An 18,808-nucleotide genomic window follows, 5' to 3' on the forward strand; every position below is an offset into this window, starting at 1 on the left:
TGAGTTGCAGCTGGTAACCCAGTTCAGGCGCGGCGTCGGCCTTGAACGGCCTTGCATGTACCACTGCGCGCCGGTTGCGTAGGGGTATTCATCTGCCGGTCGATGAATTCCGCAGCGCCGGCTTCAAGTGCGCCAGGGCCAAGCTCGTCGGCCGGGATGATGCGCGAGACGGCTGCCTGCACGAAAGCCCACTCCTCGGCAGTGAAGAATGTCGGCTGGTAGTTGCCCGCTGGTGGCGTTGCCGGCACTTTGGTTCATGTTGCGGGGCCGCAAGCAGCTGACCGGCACCCACGCCAAGCCCCGTGCTGGCCACGGTGACCACGGGGATCAGGGTCAAGGTCTTGCGCAGAAAATCCCTGCGCGGGTTGTCTGGGGCATGCTCAGGCATTGCGAATCCTCATCGGCTGTGTGCGGCCTTGAAAAGCGCCATCTGGTTTTCAATACGGGGGTGGTCTTGATGGGCCATCAAGAAAACAGCCGGATAATCTAGCGTGTTCAGAAATGTTTTGAAACCGGTTTCATGCCGTACTTGCCTGTCATTAAGGATGCCCCTAAGCCTTTGCATCCAGCCAAGGTATTTTTCACACTCAGCACGCCTTGAGCTGCATCTTCAGATTCTAAATGCACAAAAGAAGAAAATTCCTACGATCGCATCGGACGTTTCGGGATTCCCGATAGATTGATTCCTGGTTTAGGTTCGGGCTTCAGCCAAATGCCTGCGACATCCGCATGGATACTTCATGCCACTACGCAGCAATGGCGCGCCGACAACGAGGATTACGGATGTCCAATGAGCCCGATGTATCTGTAAAAGCAGTAAACAGGAAGAAAAAACCGGTCCTGCTGGAGGATATCCAAGGAGCCAGCAACTCGCTCCAGCACCGGACCTGGGCACGCTATGGATCTTCCTGGCTACCCGGCCGACCCCGGCTTCCAGCTTCGCGGCGGCTTCGCCAACCTGATGCTTGACGCGGCCAACCCGCTGTTCGGCCTGGCCATTCGCCTGCAAACGCTGGATGACCTACCCAACATCGAACAGGTGCACAAGGCCCTGCAGATCCAGGTCAGCGCCATCCGCGACGAAATACAGCAGCACGGTTACTCCACTGTGCACCTCGAAGCTTTTTCCTATGCCTTGTGTCTTTATCTGGACGAGACCGTGATGAGCCGCCCCTGGGGGAACAATTCATGCTGGAGCCACGAACCGCTGCTCAGCATCTTCCATGACGAAACCCAGGGTGGCGAGAAGATCTTCGTGTTGCTGGAGCGCTTGATGCAGTCGCCCAAGGAGTTCCAGGATGTGCTGGAGTTCCTGTACTTCTGCTTTTGCCTGGGCCTGAAGGGCAAGTACGCCCTGGACCCGAAGTGCGATGAAATCATCAATGCCCTGATCTCGCGAATGCACAAGGTCATTCGTGAACTGCGCGGCCCCACGCCGCAATTCGCGGGCGATCCGTATACCAACGTGGTCCACCGTCCCCACCGCATGCTGCGCCGGGAATGGCCCTGGTGGAGCCCGTTGGTGATCTCCGCCATCGCCATGGTCTGCGCCTACTGCTACTACAGCTACCGCCTGAGCTTGATTACCGCCGAAGTGCTGGAGTCGCTCAACGGCATTCTGCAGCAGTAGCAGGGGGGATCCGCATGCCTGGCCAATCCGATTTGCGCTTCACCTTCCAGCCGCTGGCTGGCCAGAGTGACTTCGAAGTGGTTTCGTTCGAACTCGACGAAATGATCAGCTCACCGTTCCAGCTGAAGCTGGAATTGATCAGTTTTGAAGACGAGGTCGACTTCGGCCAGTTGCTCGACAAACCGGTGCTGTTCACGATCTGGCGCGGTGAGCGCCCCCTGCGCTACGTGCATGGCCTGGTCAGCAGCTTCAGCCAGGGCGAGACGGGGTTTTATCGCACCCGTTACCGCGCCCTGGTCGAGCCCGTGCTGGCCCGTGCCGGCTTGCGCTCGAACTGGCGCATCTTCCAGCAGAAAACCGTACCGCAGATTCTCGAACTGATGCTCAGGCGCCAGGGCATTGCCCGTTTCGAAATCAAGAGCATGGGCGAGCACCAGGTGCGCGAGTTCTGCGTACAGGCCGGTGAAACGGACCTCGACTTCATCGCCCGCCTGGCGGGTGAAGAGGGTTTTGTCTATCGCTTCGAGCACACACCGAAACACCACCTGCTGGTCATCACCGACCGGCTGCTGGCGCTGGGGCAGATCAGCCGAGGCGCGATCAAGGCCGACGACGAGGATGAAGACTTCTTCGATGAAGACGACATCGGCCCCGACCAGGTGCTGTACCGCGCCAACAGCGGTGGTGACCAGGCCAGGCCTTGCCTGCGCCGCCTGCGTTACAGCGAACAGGTGCGCACCGCACGCCAGGTGCAGCGGGACTACACCTTCACCAACCCGCAATACCGGCAGGAACACCGCGCAAGTGACAGTGGCATCACCCATCAGTCCCGGGACTATGAGCGCTTCGACTACCCCGGCCGCTACAAGCGCGATGCGGTCGGTGTGCCCTTCACCGCTACCCGCCTGACGGCCCTGCGCCATGACGCCCGTATTGCCGAAGTCGAGGGTGACGATGTACGCCTGCAACCGGGGCTGAGCTTTACCCTCATCGAGCATCCGCGCAAAGACCTAAACGCCCATTGGCGTGTAATGCGTGTTCATCACGAGGGCAGCCAGTTCACCAGCCTGCAAGAAGAAGCTGCCGGGCCGAACAAGGAACGCGCTACTCACAGGAAGCCGTGCTGGTGCCCGGTCGGATCGAATGGCGTCCGGCGCCATTGCCCAAACCACGCATCGACGGCCCGCACATGGCCACGGTCGTCGGGCCGCCCGGGGAAGAGATCTACTGCGACGAGTGGGGCCGGGTCAAGGTGAGCTTCCCCTGGGACCGGGAGAGCGAGAACAACGAGTTCAGCTCCTGCTGGGTGCGTGTGTCACAGGGCTGGGCCGGCGGTAGCTGGGGCTCGATGGCTATCCCACGCATCGGCCAGGACGTGATCATCCAGTACGTCAACGCCGACCCCGACCAGCCGATGATCACCGGGCGTACCTATTGCGGAAACCAGCTGCCGCCGTACGACCTGCCCGAACACAAGACCCGCATGACCATCAAGAGCCAGACCCACAAGGGCGATGGCTTCAACGAGCTGCGCTTCGAGGACGAACTGGGACGACAGGAAGTCTTCATCCACGCAGAAAGAGACCAGAACAACATCGTCAAACACGATGAAACCACGCAAGTCGGGAACGACCGCACCGAGCGTGTCGAGAAGGATGAGACCCTTTCGATTGGCCAGGACCGTCGGGAAGAGATTGCCCGGGACGAGTCCGTCAATATCGGCCAGGACCGGGCCCACGAAATCGGCAATGACGATACCCTGACCATTGGCCGGAACCATACCATTATCACTGGCCAGGACCGCATCGAACAGGTCGGCAACCACCGCCAGGACGTCACCAAAGCCAATCACACGATAGAAATCGGTGGTCACTTGGAACAGAGCGTGGCCGGTCACAATACCTTGCAGGCCGGGGAAGCCATCCGCCACACAACCAAGGTCTATGACATCCAGGTCAGCGAAAGCCTGACTATCAGGAGTCCGGCCGGGTTGCTGCGCATAGATGGTGCCGGTATCACGTTGGACGGACTAGCACTGGCCTTAAAGGGTCCTGTCAGTCAGCAGGCCAAATGCAGCCAGCGCATGACATCGACCTTCGGCGTACCAGAGCCTGGCGAGCCCATTTGCTTGAGCTGCTTGCTGAAAGCGATTGCGGACGGCCACAACATGATTCGCATGGAAGGAACAAGCTGATGCCAAGCCCATTTATCAGGACTGTGGTGGAGGTGCTGCGCACCTCCGACCGCTATCGTCTGAGCGCGATCGTGGAAATGGCCAGCCTGTCACCCGGCGTGCAGGAAAAGTTGACCCGGCACTATGAGGACCGCTGCTGGCCGCTGCTGCAACAAACCCAGCTCCACAATCTGCGAACAGCAGGCCCTTGGCTATTCGGATCGCGGCCAGGCTCCGATGTGTCGGCCCAGTACGATTTTCAATGGCAACTCGAACAGCTTGCTTCGGGCGCGGTTTGCGGCTGGATCGTCAGCGCGTTACCAACTGCCCAACTTGCCCGGCATCTGAGCCACGCCAACATCGTGACGGGAGCTGACGGCCATTTGTACCTCCTGCGCTTCCACAACGCTGCAGCTTTGCGAGTGCTGGATACATATCGTGAGCTGCCAGGGATAAGCGAATGGTTGGCTCCCATCCATCACTGGTGGTCACCTGTAGCGCACCCGAACAAGCGGTTGTGGCTACAAGTATCCGGTGCTGATCAGCCTCCGTCCCTGCACCTCCCACAAATCACGCTAAACGAAGACTGTTGGGCTGAATTGGCGGGAGACCCGCTGAGCTATCAACTTGCCGAGCTGATCAAGGACGAGCCGTCCTGTGCAGCCTTGGCCACTGCTTGCCATGGAACACGGGTTGGTCTCATCCAGCACTACCTAGATCAGGCGCGCGAGCAAGGTTTGGACCGTGAGGAAGACCTCATCAGCTATGTGCTCATACTGGCTCGCCACGGCGAACAACTCAGTAGCTCACAAGCCTGGCAGGACGCGATTGTTGCAACGCGCGAACAGCAGACATCCCTGATGGACAACGTGCAGCGACGCCTGCACGCCAATAATTGAGGTACACAGCCATGGACTCGGTCACCGAAACCCTCGAACTTTGCAGACGCATCACCACCGGCTACCGCCCTGCACTGCGCAACAGCCCTGTCGCGGATTGCACCCGCCGTTTCGAACTGCTGCCCCTGCGCTACGCCGCCGTCGGTGGCAACCCGGCACAACGCGCCCGCTTGCCCAAATTGCCGGGCTACCTCAGCCCCTTTCAAGATGTCGGCGAGCTGACCCATTCTGACTATGCCATCCGCCCTTTGCGCGAAGGCTTTCTCTACCTGCTGATCAAGCGTCACAGCGAACCGGCCTATCAATGGCACAGCCAGTACCGCGTTGCACCCAACGGCTCGCTGCTGTACATCCGCGCCGACGCGCCTTGGGAATCCGCTCCCAACGCCGCCAACCTAGAGGAGATCATTCGCGGCTTTGGCTGGACTATCACTCTTTACGATCTGGATGACATCCAAGAACTGCGCCCTTTGTTCAGCCCTTCCCCACTGACCCCACGCATGCTCGACAACTATCGCCTACTTGAGGACGAGTATCGCAGTAGTCTACCGGCCATCGATATCGCCCAATTCATCCAGCCCTCCGATGCGCCGCCGCAAAACCATGTACTCAAGCACGATCAGCTTGGTTGGGTCGCCGACTTCAAAGCCCAGGAGGATTCAGACCTGAAAGCGCTGCTGGACATGCAGCCCTTCAACAACGATCAGATCGTCTCGCCACACGCGTCACGACAAGCCTTGGCACCGTTGGTTAACCAAACCAAACCCCGCGGCGCCGCAATCGTCATCGAAGACGCCATCGGTATCACCCAGGAGCTCAATGCCTGGCGCAATGCTGCCGTCGACGACGTAAAGACCAAGTGGCTGCGGCACTCCGTAGAACCAGGCGTGGACAACGAGCGAAGACTGCTAATCGCACAATCGTTCCTGGAGATCGAAAAGCTCTACCCGCAGATGATGGCCGACCGGATCGTCAAGCGCGAAGTCATGGCCGAGACCATTCGCAACCAGCCGGCTACGCCGGTGGAGTTCTATGCATTTTCTGATCGGGCTAGGCAACAGGCCGATGCGCATGATGAGAGGATGAGACCACAGCTTGAGAAGTTCGAGCGCGACGTCCGCGCCAAGGTCCAGTCCCGTCAGGATAGCGGTGAATTCAGCAAGAAGTTCGACCAGAAATACGGCCATCTGGTCGATCGGCAGGCGATGCACGATCAGCTGGAAAGTTTCGAGCAGGCCATGCAACAGGCCCAACAGGAGACAGAGGATCGGGCCAAGGATCATGCCCGCTGGTTGATCAGTGAACGCCTGCTACAGGCCTTGGACCGTTACGACAATGCCGACCTGATCAATGGCCTAGCCTTTGCCGAACAGACCGGCCAGTGCGTGATCGGCATGGAGCTCAGTGAATGGGGAACGACCGTGCTGGACCACTGGTGGCGCAGTGACGTTGCTGATCGGAGCAACCTGGCGATACGGGGTATCACGTACAACCAGGATGACATTCGTGATGCGCTCGCGACGCTGCGGGAAGCGGCCATGGCCAAACCACCGTCGGAATCATGGTTTGTGCTGCGTGAGTCACTTGTCCGGCAAGCACACATTGCGGCGAATGCTTTCGGGCGCGCCAACGCTTTATATGAAGAACTGCAGAACAGAAACAGCCACGCTAGCATCGGTCTATACGCCTGGTACGTGGCACTGGGCCGACAGGTACTGCGTACCGGAGCCCCCAACAGTATGGACCGTGCCCTGCACCATGGCCTGCGCCTGACGCTGTTTGCTTCGGTACATGAGACAGCTGTCGACATACGCCTAAGTGATGCGGCTCGTAGCGGGCAGCCATTGAATCCGCAGCGCAGCGCTGGCCAGGCAGGACGTTACTTGGACCAGGCCTGGGCCGAAGGATTGATGCAAGCCAATAAGAGCGACTTCTACAAAGTACGTGTCTCCAGTCTTGTATGCCTGCTGGAAGGGATGCTGATGGCGTTCAAGGCCCGCGAACTGCCTGGCAGTGATGTACGGATTAAGACCGAACTCATGGCAGCCGCCATGACCACGGCTGCGGCGGGTTTCGAGATTGGGGCCAGCTATGTGGAACAGGTGGTGACGCGTTACGGCGCAAATAGCGTGACCGGTAGAGGTGCAGTTGCGACCTTGGGGAGGCTGAAACTCTGGGGCGCCGGATTAGCGGGGATGGGTGGGTTCGTACTGGCTTGGTGGGACTTCGCCGACGGGGTAAAAAGTCACACTCAACCTAGTGCCTCAACGAAATCGTGGACATTGAGTGGGGCCTATTTTACGCGCGCACTGGCTACACTCGCTTTATCTGTCGGAGAATTGGGAACTGCCATAGGAATAGCTAAGCCCCTCTTCGATCGCCTCACGATCAATAACCAGAGCAAACTCATACGTCTTGTAGGGCGATCATTAAGCAGCCTGGCTACTAGACTGGGCACGCAGGCGGCTCGTTTGCTGTTAACCAAATTAATTTTAGGAGCGTTCTGGGTAGGCTTGCTCCTAACTACCATCATTTTCTTGCTCGAGGACGATGCGCTGGAAAAGTGGTGCAAGCGAAGCAGCTATCGTTTGGATAAAAGCTCTAAACCTTACGATGAACGAGAAGAGTTAGCAGCCCTGCACTCAGCTTTCAGCGAGGTCCTTTGATGTATCTTATCGAGCGGGGGCTGTGGGAGATGGCAATTGAATCAAAAGCGAAGCGTAAGGTATTTGACGCGCAGAGAAGCTTGATTGAAAAGCGAGCTGACAAGGATTCCAATGAAAATGACATGAGCAAACAAATACACTTCAACAGTGTCAGCGAAAAACCCAATGCACGCGGCCCGATATTTTCTTTTAACGATACATATATGGAAATGCGCTGTGGCGGGTCAGAAGAAAAACGCGGCATCATCACTATAATGACGCTTGGCAGTTTAGTTCCGATGACTTACGCATGGCTGAAGATAACATTGAGCTCCGTCTACACCAACATAACTCAACCCGACTTCCTTTCTGTGTTCTCGGTCCTTTTCAGCACATACATGCTATCAATAGGCGGAGCCGTTTATTATTTTTATGCCAAATACGGATTTCGTTTTACGCGACTAGAAATGCTTACCAGTCGCCACTTGCTCATTCGCTTCAATCGAAAAACCCAGCAAGTTCACCTCCATAGACCAAGCTGCTGCGGCGGTATAGCTACATTCCCCTGGAGAACAACCGGAAGCACAGGCGTCAAACCCGAAGACGACTCCCTCAGCGCGGGCATGAGGCTGTGCCTGGTCTGGCACCCCAGCCACACCGGCCTCCCTCACATGGAAATGGCCCTACTCGGCAAGCAAGGCCAAGGCGGTAGTGAACTTCGGGACGAGTGGGAATTCATTCGCCGCTATATGGAAGATGGCCCACATGCCGTCCCCCGTCCCCGTCTGAGCACCCAACTCCCCTCGCTCGTCCAGGCATTCGGTGCCCAGTTCGAAGGATTGGGTCGCTTCTTCCGGAAAAGCAGCTGGCTGTTCAAAGTCGTCCTGCTCTTGGTTTGTCCCGCCTTCGTCATCATCGGAACCGGCCATTGGCTGAGCCTGCTGTTGTGCTGGCGACCGCGCTGGCCGAAGGTGATCCGCGAAGCTGGAATGCCCGGCAAGCCCGTTCCAGCGGTGACAACGCTGAGCGACTACCCACCTGCGATCCAGGAGCGCCTGCTCGCCAATGCCGATCGCTGGCATCTCAAACCCGGCAAGCGTTCAGAGAAAAAGCCACGCAAATTACGTACGCCGAGATCGAAGGTGTAGCGACCGAGTAGCTGATGCTACGAATGGGTCGGCACCACCTGCCCCAGTCCCCAACCTTGGGGGCACGGTGCCCAACGGCAAATACTTGCCAAGGCCTTCGCAAGAGAATTGGATCCCTTGCCCTGTAAGGGCTACAGCATGTTTTTCCCGGCTTGGCACGCCTATTGCCGATCTCCTGCCAGACGCCCCAAGTCCATGGGCCCGTTTGCAGGAGGAAATGACTCATGCACCGACCGATACCCCACCCGCTGGCAGTGGCGATTTTCGCCGGCATGCTCCAGCTCCCGGCGCAGGCTGCCTTGAACGCTGTCGACCCTGGCGCCTATGTTCCCGCCAACGGCGGGTTCCCCGCCTGGTACCAGGACAGCCATGGTCGTACCCTCGACCTGTGCCTGACCAAGGCCGTCAGCTCGCGGGTGCCTGGCGCGCCCGGCGCACCGTCGTACATGTGCACGCTGCTGCCTACCCCCGGCGTGTTCGACGATACCCAACCCATCGTCTTCCCCACCAACTTCCCTGACGAGGCGTTCTGGTTCACCGCCGATGCCGCCATCGTCGACGCCACCCGCGGCATCGACCTCAGCTACGGCACCGCCATCGAAGCGGCCTTTGCCGCTGAAGAACCGGTCGACGGCGACCAGGTCAGCTTCGCCCGGGTGCGTATCCGGGTCGATGTACCAACCGCCGGCACCTATGTGGTCACTCACCCATACGGCGTTGACGTGTTCGACGTACCTGCGGGCGGGCGCCGGGCAATCAACATGACTCGCGACATCGGCATTGCCGGCGCTGGCGACTTCACTGGCGCCCTGAAAGGCGATGTCGGGCCATTCCTGCGCAGCGTCAACGGCCCCTACACCGAAGGCAGCGAGCGCTTCATCGGCGACCCGAACCTGGAAGAACGGGTGACCGGCAGCCCGTTCAATACCAACTACGTACGCATCGAAGGCCCCGGTGGCATCGACCTGCGCACCGAGCTGTTCGCGGTCTCGGGCAAGCTTTCCGAAGTGGCCCTGCCAACCCCGCTGATGCCGCAACGCAGTACCTACTCGCGGCATACCGAGAACGGCGACCTGCACGCGCAGCAGGACATCTTCGTGATGGCCCCACCGCCACCGGCCAGCGTCGCCCTGACCAGCCAGACACCAAACCTGAACCTCACCGAGGCCAACGGTACCGGTGCCTGGTACGCCCAGTCGGTGCTCGACCCGGCCGCCGGGTCGATCCTGACGCTGACCGCCGACAACAGCGTGGCGATCCCTACCAGCAGCCTGACCACCGCCAACGTGCCGCTGACCGACCTGGTTACCATCACCCAGGCTCAGTACCGCCTGTCCACCGGCGAGCTGACCCTGGTGGCCAGCACCAGCGACGAAACCACGCCGCCAGTGCTCACCGCACATACCGGCAACGGCGCGCTGATCGGCAATCTGAGCGGCACTGGCGCCGTGAAGACGCTGAGCACCAGCCTGTCACCCATCCCGCCGGCCAAGGTGCAGGTCACCAGTACCAACGGCGGTAGCGACACCGAAGACGTGGTGCTGGTGCCATGAACAGACAAAGGCTCAGCCTTCAAGGAGGCAGCATGAACACTTGGTCGCGCCGTGCGCTGTTGGCCGCCGGTCTCTCCCTTACCGTTACCAGCGCCGCGTTTGCCGCGCTGTCCGATGTCGACCCGGGGCCCTACACCTTCGCCACCGGTGGCTATCCGATGTGGTACAAGGACAGCCTCGACCAGTCCCTGGAGCTGTGCCAGTCCCGTGCCACCAGTACACGTGCGCCGGGCGCGCCAGGGGCACCAGCCTACATGTGTACCCTGCTACCCGAGCCTGGCATCTATGACGATGCCCTGCCGCTGGTGTTCCCGGACAACTGGCCGCCAGAGATGTTCTGGTTCCTGGCTGAAACCGACATCCCACAGGTGGGCAACAGCGGCTATGAGCTGGAGGTTTATGTAGCCGGGGTGGAGGCAGCCTTCGCCGCCGAAAACCCGGTCGATGGTGACCAGCAAAGCTTCGCCCGGATCCGTATCCGTGCTTCGGTCCCAAGCACCGGTACCTACACCATCACCCACCCTTACGGGGTGGAGACGGTCAACGTCACCACGCCAGGCCGACGGGCAATCAACATCACCCGCGACATCGGCATCGGCGCACCGGGCAACTTCCGGGGCGCGCTGGCGGGGGCGATCGGCCCCTGGCTGAAGGGTGTTGGTGGGCCTTATACCGCGGTCAACCCCGATACCGGCGCCATCGAAACCTACATCGGCGACCCCAATATCACCGAAGCGGTGACCGGCAGCCCCTTCAACACCAACTTCGTGCGCATCCAAGGCCCCGCTGGCACCATCCAGACCAACACCTTCACCGTTTCCGGCAAGGTACTGGACCAACGTGCCCAGACCCCGGTCAGCCTGGAGCGCGCCACCTATTCGCGCAATGCCACCGGCACCCGTACGGAAGTATTCGCAAAGGCGCCTAGCGCAGCCAGCTTGTGCATGCGCAATGGCATCGCCCTGGTCGGCACCCCGCCTTCGCCGTGCCAGTACACCCTCACCACCGACAACAACGGGCTGTTCTTCCACCAGCAGCTCAGCCAGGAAGCACCGCCTGCGGTGGTGGTGGTCACCGCCAGCGACAACGCCGGCGGAACCCAGCCGACCGCGCTGTCGAGCAAGCTCACCGACGTGGTCAAGGTCAGCACCGCACGCTACGACTGGGCCAACAAGCGCCTGCTGATCGAGGCCAGTTCCAGTGACGAGGTAGCGGTCCCCGACCTGCTCGCCCAGGGCTATGGTCGCCTGTCCAAGGCGGGCACGCTGCAGAGCCTGACCGTCAACGACGTGCCGCAGCCACCAGCCACCATCACGGTCAAATCGGCACGTGGTGGCAGCGATGTCGAACCGGTGGTCGTGGTCGGCAACGCGCCGGTCGAGGCGGCCAACCAGCCACCGCTGGCCCAGGCCGATATCGGCAGCACCAGCGTCGGCATCCCGATCACCCTCAACCTGCTGCAGAACGACAGCGACCCGGATGGCAACGTGCCGCTGACCATCAGCGACCTGACCCAGCCCGGTACAGGCCTTGGCGGCGTGGTGATGAACGGCACCACCTCGGTCACCTACACCCCGCCAGCCGGGGCCACGCAACCCGTGGTGGCCACCTTCAGTTACCGGGCGGTGGACGCCAAGGGCCTGAAGTCGGAACCGGCCACGGTCACCGTCAACGTAGCACCTAACCGGGCCCCAACCGCCAACCCGGAAACCGTCGCTACCCTGGGCGTGCCATTGACCATCAACGTGCTGGCCAACGACACCGATCCGGAAGGCAACCTGCCGCTGACTGTCCCCGCTGCCTCCCTTACCCAGCCGGCTGCCGGCCGGGGCACCGTCAGCACCGACGGCACCGCAGTGACCTACACCCCACCGGCCACGGTGACCTCGGCCTTCACTACCACCTTCACCTACCAGGCTCGTGACTCGCTGGGGGCCCTGTCCAACTCCGGCACGGTTACCGTCAACGTGTCACCACGGCCTGCCGCCGAAACCTTCACGGTCACGGCTGCCACGGTCACGGCACGCTCCAACAACCGTTACAACTGGGACCTCAGCGGCACCTCGTCGGTCACCACCGGCAACACCGTCACCGTGCGGGTAACCACCACTACCGGCGTGCAGACCCTTGGCACTGCCACGGTAGCGCTGACCGGCCGCTGGCGACTGGCGGTGAGCAATAGCACCACGATCATCCCGACTGCGGCACCGACGGCGACGATCACCACCAGCCAGGGCACCACACGCACCGTCAACGTAACCGTGCAGTAAAGGCCGGAGGTTGCAATGAAATGCCTGTATTCCCTGCTGCTCGGCCTGGCCCTGGCGGGCCAGGCCTGCTGGGCCGAGGACCTGCTGGACAATGCCGACCTCGCGCCCGGCAACGACCTCGGCGAACCGGTGATCATCCGCCTGCTGCCGGCCGGCGCCGGCCAGGCTGCGGTGGTCGAGCAGCAAGGCGCGGGCAACCGCGCCGCCCTCGACCAGAACGGCCAGGCCCTGCTGGGCCGCATCGTCCAGGCCGGTGGCGCGCAAGAAGCGTACATCTTGCAGGAAGGTAGTGACCTGATGGCCATCATCAGCCAACAGGGAAATGGCAACACCGCGTCGATCCGCCAGACCGGCAGCAGCAACAGCGCGGCCATCGAGCAGATCGGCAACGACAACAGCGCCAGCATCGTGCAGGCGGGCACAGGCCTCACCAGCTCCGTGACCCAGGCCGGCAATGGCCAGCACGTTCAGATCACCCAATACCGATAGACCTGGAGGCACCCCCATGTACAAGCTCGCTCCGTTAAGTGCCGCCATCGTCCTGGCCCTTGCAGGTCAGGCCATGGCTGCTGACAGCACCTCGTCGCAGACCCAGGACGGCAAGGAAAACATCGCCGAGGTCAGCCAGTCACTGGCGCCATTCGCCTCGGCCACCCAGACCCAGACCGGCAAGGGCAACAACCACCTTGCGGTGCAGTCGGAGAGCACCAGCGATATCCAGCAGAGCGCCAACGGCCAGTACAACGCAGGCTACGCCGACCAGCTGTTCGAGAACGGCAGCCAGATCACCCAGCATGCCGGTGGCAGCTACAACGATGCATTCGCCAGCCAGTCGCTGGGCCTGGGCAACCAAGCGTTGCAAACCCAGCAAGGCGCCGAAAACGCCTCGACCGTGTGGCAGGACAGCCAGGAAGGCAGCAAGGCCACCACCTGGCAATCCGGCCAGCGCAACGAAGCCTTCATCGAGCAGACCTTTGGTGGCAGCAACAACCGCAGCAGCATCAACCAGGTCGGCCAGGACAACTACGCCGCCGCCGAGCACCTGAACTACGTCGATGGCGATATCCAGGTCTACCAGGAGGGCAAGGGCAACTGGGCGTATGGCGACCAGCGCGACGGCACCGGCGGCGCCATCGGCATTGGCCAGTACGGTGGCGGCAACTCGGTGGAAGTGTGGCAGGACAACCAGACCGCCAGCCAGGCATCGGTGACCCAGTCCGGCCAGCTGAACGAAGGCTATATCGACCAGAGCTTCGGCACCAACAACACGGTCAGCCTGTCGCAACAGGGCACGGCCAACGCCAGCTGGTCGGACCAGTTCGAAACCAACAACTCGACCACCACCATCACCCAGACCGGTAGCAACAACCTGCATTTCACCTACCAGAACGGTGAAAACCTCAACCTGACCATCAACACCAAGGGCAATGGCAACAGCGTCACCGCCAGCAACTGGAAAGGCGCCAAGATGGGCGGCCAGTTCGGTACCAACCAGAACGCCACCATCAACCAGAACGGCAATGGCAACGGCGTCAACCTGACCCAGAACGGTGACAACCAACTGGCGACGCTGACCCAGAAAGGCACCGGCAACCAGATGGAGACCAAGCAGACCGACATGAACAACGAGCTGTACTTCGAGCAGAACGGCACTGACAACATCCTGATCGCCGACCAGCGTGGCACCGAAAACTATGCCTATGGCAACAGCCAGGGCAACGGCAACGTCATCAACCTGGACCAGTCCGGCTACAGCAACCAGAGCTACACCAATCAGCTGTACGGTGGCGGCAACGAAGCCAATATCAAGCAGGTTGACAGCTACAACATCGCCTACGTGACCCAGGGAGGCCAGGGCAACAAGGCGTATGTCGACCAGAGCGGTGTCACCCAGACCGCGACCATTACCCAGCTGGGTAGCGCGAACGTGGCCACTGTGACCCAGCAATAGATCGCTCCCCCCTTGAACCGCGGTGCTCCTCTCCCTGGTGCCGCGGTTCCTTTTTATTCCTGTCAGAACGGCGTTTTCTTGCCGACCTGTTCGCGGGCACGCCCGCTCCCACAGGTACCCCACTGCCATCAAAGCCTGCGCCAACCCTGTGGGAGCGGGCATGCCCGCGAATAGGCCAAACCTGCCAAGCGCATTACAATGGTCCCCAGCCAAAGCCGATACCCAATCCCATGATCCAGTCCGACCTCGACCTGTTCGGCTCCCAGCCGCAACGCCTGGCCAGCCACACCGTGCTGCTGCCCGGCTTCGCCCTGGCCGAGATCGAGGCCGTGCTCGATGCCCTGCGCCCGGTGCTGCGTGCCGCGCCGTTCCGGCACATGCATACCCCGGGTGGCCTGCGCATGGCGGTAGGGCTGACCAACTGCGGCACGTTGGGTTGGGTCAGTGATGAACACGGCTACCGCTACAGCCCCAGCGACCCGCTCAGTGGCAAACCCTGGCCCGCCCTGCCCCCGGTGTTGCTCGAGCTGGCCGCCCGCGCCGCTGCCATGGCCGGGTTCGACGGTTTCGTACCGGATGCCTGCCTGGTCAACCACTACCTGCCGGGCACCCGCCTGAGCCTGCACCAGGACCGTGACGAGCAGGACTTCGGCCAGCCGATCGTGTCGGTTTCGCTGGGCTTGCCGGCGGTGTTCCTGTTCGGTGGATTGCAGCGCGCCGACAAGACCCAGCGCATCCCGCTGAACCATGGCGATGTGCTGGTCTGGGGCGGCGAAGACCGCTTGCGCTTTCACGGCGTGCTCCCGATCAAGCCTGGCGTGCATCCGCGCCTGGGTGAACGGCGGATCAACCTGACCTTGCGCAAGGCCGGTGGCTGAACCGGACCAACGGCCGGCCACCCGGCGCAAAAAATGATGAACGCGCATGAAACGCGTTGAACATCTTGGCCAGGCAAGCTTCAAACGATAAGCCACGCCTTCTTCAGCCTGGAGCTCGCCATGCCCTGCCAGCCCTGTTTCCCGCCCCCTCACAGCGGAGCCGCGCGCCGATGAAAATGCCCTGCCGCGCGCCCAATGCCTCAGTACAACTCGATTACGTACGCGATACCCTGTTCGGCCCGGTGGCACAAAGCGTGGAGTGCCAATGCCAGCTCGCGGCCCTCAACCTGCAAGGCCGCCCAGGCCTGCGCCTGCACATTTGCCCGCCGCTGCCCGACAAGGTCGACCGTGCCCACAGCGTGGCCTTCGTCTGGGACGGGCGCAGCTACCACGGTGTGGTCCGCGATCAAGGCAAATGCGGTGATGGCGGCCTGAACCTGCTGCTGGAACTGCTGTAAGACGATCAACGGCGATCAACCCGGCTGAACCCGCACGGCGCGGCATGTCTCCATAGCAAAAGGGCCCAGACCTGCCGGAAAACGGAGAACGCCAATGAACAGCCCGTTGCTCAAGCTCTTCACTCACCCCGCCGACGCCTGGCTGGAAATTCGTCGGGCCGAGGAAGACCACCCGCAGCAATATCTGCCGCGCCTGCTGGCCCTGGCCTTGATCCCCGCGGTGTGCCTGTTCGTCGGCACCACCACCTTTGGCTGGAGCCTGGCGGCCGAGGAACGCGTACGCCTGAGCATGGCCAGCGCAGCGCAACTGGCGGGCCTGCTGTATGCCACCACGGTCGTCGGGGTGATGTTGATGGGCATGATGATCCGCTGGATGTCGCGCGGTTTCGATGCACAGCCCAGCCTCAACCAGTGCATCGGCTTTGCCGCCTACTGCGCCACGCCTTGGTTCTTTGCCGGGGTGGTCGGCCTGCTGCCGATCCGCTGGCTGGCGCTGGCGGCACTGCTGGCAGCCTCGGCGTATGCCAGCGTGTTGCTGTATGGTGGGTTGCAGACCTTCCTGAGACTGAAGAAGGAACAGGCCATGCTGTTCGCAACCTGCGTGTGGGGGGTGGGGTTACTGCTGCTGGTGACCATCCTGGTGGCGATGATCCTGTTCTGGTTCAACGGCCTGATGCCGGAATATGTGCGCCCGGCCAGCCTGGGCTGACCGGGGCGCGGCAGACGCCTCAGGCGATCGCCTTGAGTGGCGCCGGGTGGCTGTCACGCAGCGCATGCAGCTGCCCCACCAGGTTGACCAGGTCGCGGCAACTGTTGAGGCTTTGCAGGGGGACTCCGCTCAGGGTCACGCCCTCCTCGAGACTCTGGCCCTGACCCAGGCGGATGGTCAGGTTGGCGCCGTCCGTGCAGCTGACTTCACAACGGTCGGGCAGGCAGGCCTGCTCGATCATCTGCCGCATTTCTAGCATCGAAACTCCTATCAACGACATGGTACGACCCTCTCTTTGGGATGGCCTGTTGTGTGAGTACGCCTTTGTCGGGCGAGGCGCCAATTGATATTGCGCATGCCGGGGCAGGCATCCATGCGCCTGGGCAATGAGCATGCAGCGAATCCTCTAGCACCTTAGTGGAAGATTGCCTGGGCAGGCCGCGCGTTCGAACGCACTGGCAGACTTAGCGACGAGCGGTCCCGACAGGCCCCAGCGATGCCCAAAGATGCTGCGCCGCATAGGCCCGCCACGGTCGCCAGGCCAGGGATCGTTGCGCCAGTTGGGCGTCGTCGCCTTCGAGCAGGCGCAACGCCTTGATCAGCGCCACGTCGCCCAGCGGCAAGGCATCGGCCGCGCCGGCCTGGCGCAACGCCAGGTAATGCGCGCTCCACGGGCCGATACCTTTGATCTGGCACAGGTTGCGCAGCAGTTCATCCAGCACTTGCCCGCGGCGGAGCAACCCCGGCTCGGCGAGCAATGCATTGGCCAGCGTACCCAGAGTGGCGGCGCGCGCCCGCGGCATGCCCATGCCAACGAACTGCGCAGCCGCCAATACCGGTAACGCCGGGAACACGTGGCTCAGGCCCGGTGCGGGCAAACGCAAGGGCACGCCATAGCGGTGCACCAGGCGGCCGGCCAAGGTAATGGCCCCGGCCACACTGACCTGCTGGCCCAGCACAGTGCGCATGGCCTGCTCGCAAGCGTCCCAGCCTTGCGGCACGCGCAGGCCGGGGCGTTCCTGTAGCAGGCGGGCCATCAGTGGATCGCGAGACAGTTCGGCAGTGATGCGCGCGGGGTCGGCATCGAGGTCGAAGAACCGCCTCAGCCTTGCGATCAGGCCGGGCAGCGCGCGGGTCGGGACGCCTTCAAGGCAGACCCGCAGGTACTGGCTGCCCGAAGGGGTAGCGTGCAACACGGCGTGGCGGCCGGCAGTTACCAAGGTACGGCGGTAGGTGCCGTCGAGACAGGTCTCGATGCCGGGGATGCAGCGGGCAGAGAGGAAGGCCAGGGTCGAGGGCCAGTGGTAAGGGGCATGGTAGCGCAGCCACAGGGTGTGGCGGCCAGGGGTGGGCAATGATCGGCGCACGGCGTGCAAGGGGGTGAGCTTGGGCATGGGGTGATCATGCCAGTAATGCCAATAGTTTCAATCCGGACGTGGCTTTTGAGTGCTGGGGGCGCTTTGCGCCTCTATCGCGACACAAGGCCGCTCCTACAAGGGGTTGTGCTTCCCTGTAGGAGCGGCCTTGTGTCGCGATAGGGCTGCAACGCAGCCCCAGCTTTTTCAGGCAAGGATCAATGCGCCGCACCGTCCCGTGCATCCTGCATCTGCCCGAACCGCCCGGCATGGAAGTCGTCGAACGACTCGGCAATTTCTGCCTGGCTGTTCATCACGAACGGGCCATAACCCACGATCGGCTCGTCGATCGGTTCACCGCTGAGCAACAGCAGGCTGGCGCCTTCCAGTGCTTCGACGGCTACATCCTCACCGGCGCGGTCAAGTAGCACCAGGCTCGATGGGCCGGCTTCGCGCTCGCCGTTGATCCGCACGTTGCCGCGCAACACCACCAGCGCCGCATTGCGCCCGGCGGCAACCGGCAACTGCAAGGCTGCACCGGCATTCAGGCGCAGGTCCCAGACATCCATGGCGGTAAAGGTCTGCGCCGGCCCTGAATGCCCACGATAGTCACCGGCAATCACTCGCAGGCTGCCGCCCTCGCCCTCCAGCGCCACCACCGGGATGTCCTCGGCCAGCAGCGTCTGGTAGCCAGCCGCTGCGCGCTTGTCCCGGGCCGGCAGGTTGACCCACAGCTGCACCATCTCCAGGGTACCGCCAGTGCGGGCGAAGCCTGGGGAATGGAACTCTTCATGGATGATGCCATTGGCAGCAGTCATCCACTGCACGTCACCTGGGCCGATCAAGCCGCCAGCGCCGGTGGAGTCACGGTGCTCCAGTTCGCCCTGGTAAACGATGGTCACGGTTTCGAAACCGCGGTGCGGATGCTGGCCAACGCCACGCCGCGCACTGGTGGGGGTGAAGTCGTGAGGGCCGGCATAGTCCAGCAGCAGGAACGGGCTGATCTTGCTGGCCAGGTTGTCGTAGGTGAACAGGCTGCGCACCGGAAACCCATCACCTACCCAGTGGGCGTGAGGGCTGCGGTGAATACCCAGAATCGTTTTCATGAGAAGGCTCCTCTCTTGGTTGAGATAACCTTA

At 61.9% G+C, this 18,808-nt stretch carries 14 protein-coding genes and 2 pseudogenes; 12 read left to right on the plus strand and 4 right to left on the minus strand.

Annotated elements, in window-relative coordinates; all coding sequences use genetic code 11:
* Window position 1: 1 nt before the first annotated feature.
* Window positions 2-388 (minus strand): annotated as a pseudogene (locus R9B85_RS00005) (gluconate 2-dehydrogenase subunit 3 family protein); the annotation flags it as partial.
* Between the two features lie 510 nt (window positions 389-898).
* Here R9B85_RS00005 and icmH point away from each other — a divergent pair.
* From icmH to R9B85_RS00065, 12 genes and pseudogenes are all read left to right on the plus strand, one after another.
* Window positions 899-1,630, plus strand: a complete 732-nt coding sequence (gene icmH, locus R9B85_RS00010) for a type IVB secretion system protein IcmH/DotU (protein ID WP_423770709.1) — start codon at window positions 899-901, stop codon at window positions 1,628-1,630.
* Between the two features lie 14 nt (window positions 1,631-1,644).
* Window positions 1,645-3,824 (plus strand): annotated as a pseudogene (locus tag R9B85_RS00015) (type VI secretion system Vgr family protein).
* Window positions 3,824-4,702, plus strand: a complete 879-nt coding sequence (locus R9B85_RS00020; protein ID WP_207878559.1) for a DUF4123 domain-containing protein — start codon at window positions 3,824-3,826, stop codon at window positions 4,700-4,702. The pseudogene R9B85_RS00015 and the gene R9B85_RS00020 overlap by 1 nt, the downstream one beginning before the upstream one ends.
* A gap of 11 nt (window positions 4,703-4,713) precedes the next feature.
* Window positions 4,714-7,368, plus strand: coding sequence for a T6SS effector BTH_I2691 family protein (locus R9B85_RS00025; protein ID WP_207878557.1), 2,655 nt, complete (start codon window positions 4,714-4,716; stop codon window positions 7,366-7,368).
* Window positions 7,368-8,495: a DUF6708 domain-containing protein gene (locus tag R9B85_RS00030; protein ID WP_207878555.1), complete on the plus strand. Its 1,128-nt coding sequence runs from the start codon at window positions 7,368-7,370 to the stop codon at window positions 8,493-8,495. Before R9B85_RS00025 ends, R9B85_RS00030 begins: the two co-directional genes overlap by 1 nt.
* Before the next feature lie 224 nt (window positions 8,496-8,719).
* Complete coding sequence (locus tag R9B85_RS00035) at window positions 8,720-10,048, plus strand: hypothetical protein (RefSeq protein ID WP_112252451.1); 1,329 nt, start codon at window positions 8,720-8,722, stop codon at window positions 10,046-10,048.
* A gap of 32 nt (window positions 10,049-10,080) precedes the next feature.
* A complete protein-coding gene (locus tag R9B85_RS00040; protein WP_207878553.1) occupies window positions 10,081-12,318 on the plus strand; it encodes an Ig-like domain-containing protein in 2,238 nt (745 codons plus the stop codon).
* 15 nt (window positions 12,319-12,333) lie between these two features.
* The gene (locus R9B85_RS00045; protein WP_112252452.1) at window positions 12,334-12,807 is read left to right on the plus strand and encodes a curlin; all 474 of its coding nucleotides are present in this window, start codon (window positions 12,334-12,336) and stop codon (window positions 12,805-12,807) included.
* 16 nt (window positions 12,808-12,823) lie between these two features.
* A complete protein-coding gene (locus R9B85_RS00050; protein ID WP_423770710.1) occupies window positions 12,824-14,269 on the plus strand; it encodes a curlin in 1,446 nt (481 codons plus the stop codon).
* 230 nt (window positions 14,270-14,499) lie between these two features.
* Window positions 14,500-15,147: a DNA oxidative demethylase AlkB gene (gene alkB / locus R9B85_RS00055; protein WP_112252454.1), complete on the plus strand. Its 648-nt coding sequence runs from the start codon at window positions 14,500-14,502 to the stop codon at window positions 15,145-15,147.
* Between the two features lie 170 nt (window positions 15,148-15,317).
* Window positions 15,318-15,605: a hypothetical protein gene (locus R9B85_RS00060; RefSeq protein ID WP_085624798.1), complete on the plus strand. Its 288-nt coding sequence runs from the start codon at window positions 15,318-15,320 to the stop codon at window positions 15,603-15,605.
* 94 nt (window positions 15,606-15,699) lie between these two features.
* On the plus strand, window positions 15,700-16,314 hold the full coding sequence (locus R9B85_RS00065; protein ID WP_112252455.1) for a Yip1 family protein: 615 nt from the start codon (window positions 15,700-15,702) through the stop codon (window positions 16,312-16,314).
* Between the two features lie 19 nt (window positions 16,315-16,333).
* On the opposite strand, the gene R9B85_RS00070 is transcribed toward R9B85_RS00065, so the two are convergent.
* From R9B85_RS00070 to R9B85_RS00080, 3 genes are all read right to left on the minus strand, one after another.
* Window positions 16,334-16,594, minus strand: coding sequence for a DUF1652 domain-containing protein (locus tag R9B85_RS00070; RefSeq protein WP_112252456.1), 261 nt, complete (start codon window positions 16,592-16,594; stop codon window positions 16,334-16,336).
* 184 nt (window positions 16,595-16,778) lie between these two features.
* Window positions 16,779-17,708, minus strand: coding sequence for a DNA-3-methyladenine glycosylase family protein (locus R9B85_RS00075; protein ID WP_423770711.1), 930 nt, complete (start codon window positions 17,706-17,708; stop codon window positions 16,779-16,781).
* A 179-nt stretch (window positions 17,709-17,887) separates the two neighbouring features.
* Window positions 17,888-18,775, minus strand: coding sequence for a pirin family protein (locus tag R9B85_RS00080; protein ID WP_313855068.1), 888 nt, complete (start codon window positions 18,773-18,775; stop codon window positions 17,888-17,890).
* Window positions 18,776-18,808 lie beyond the last annotated feature (33 nt).

Source organism: Pseudomonas sp. NLJ1 (genome assembly GCF_049486705.1).
GTDB lineage: Bacteria > Pseudomonadota > Gammaproteobacteria > Pseudomonadales > Pseudomonadaceae > Aquipseudomonas > Aquipseudomonas inefficax.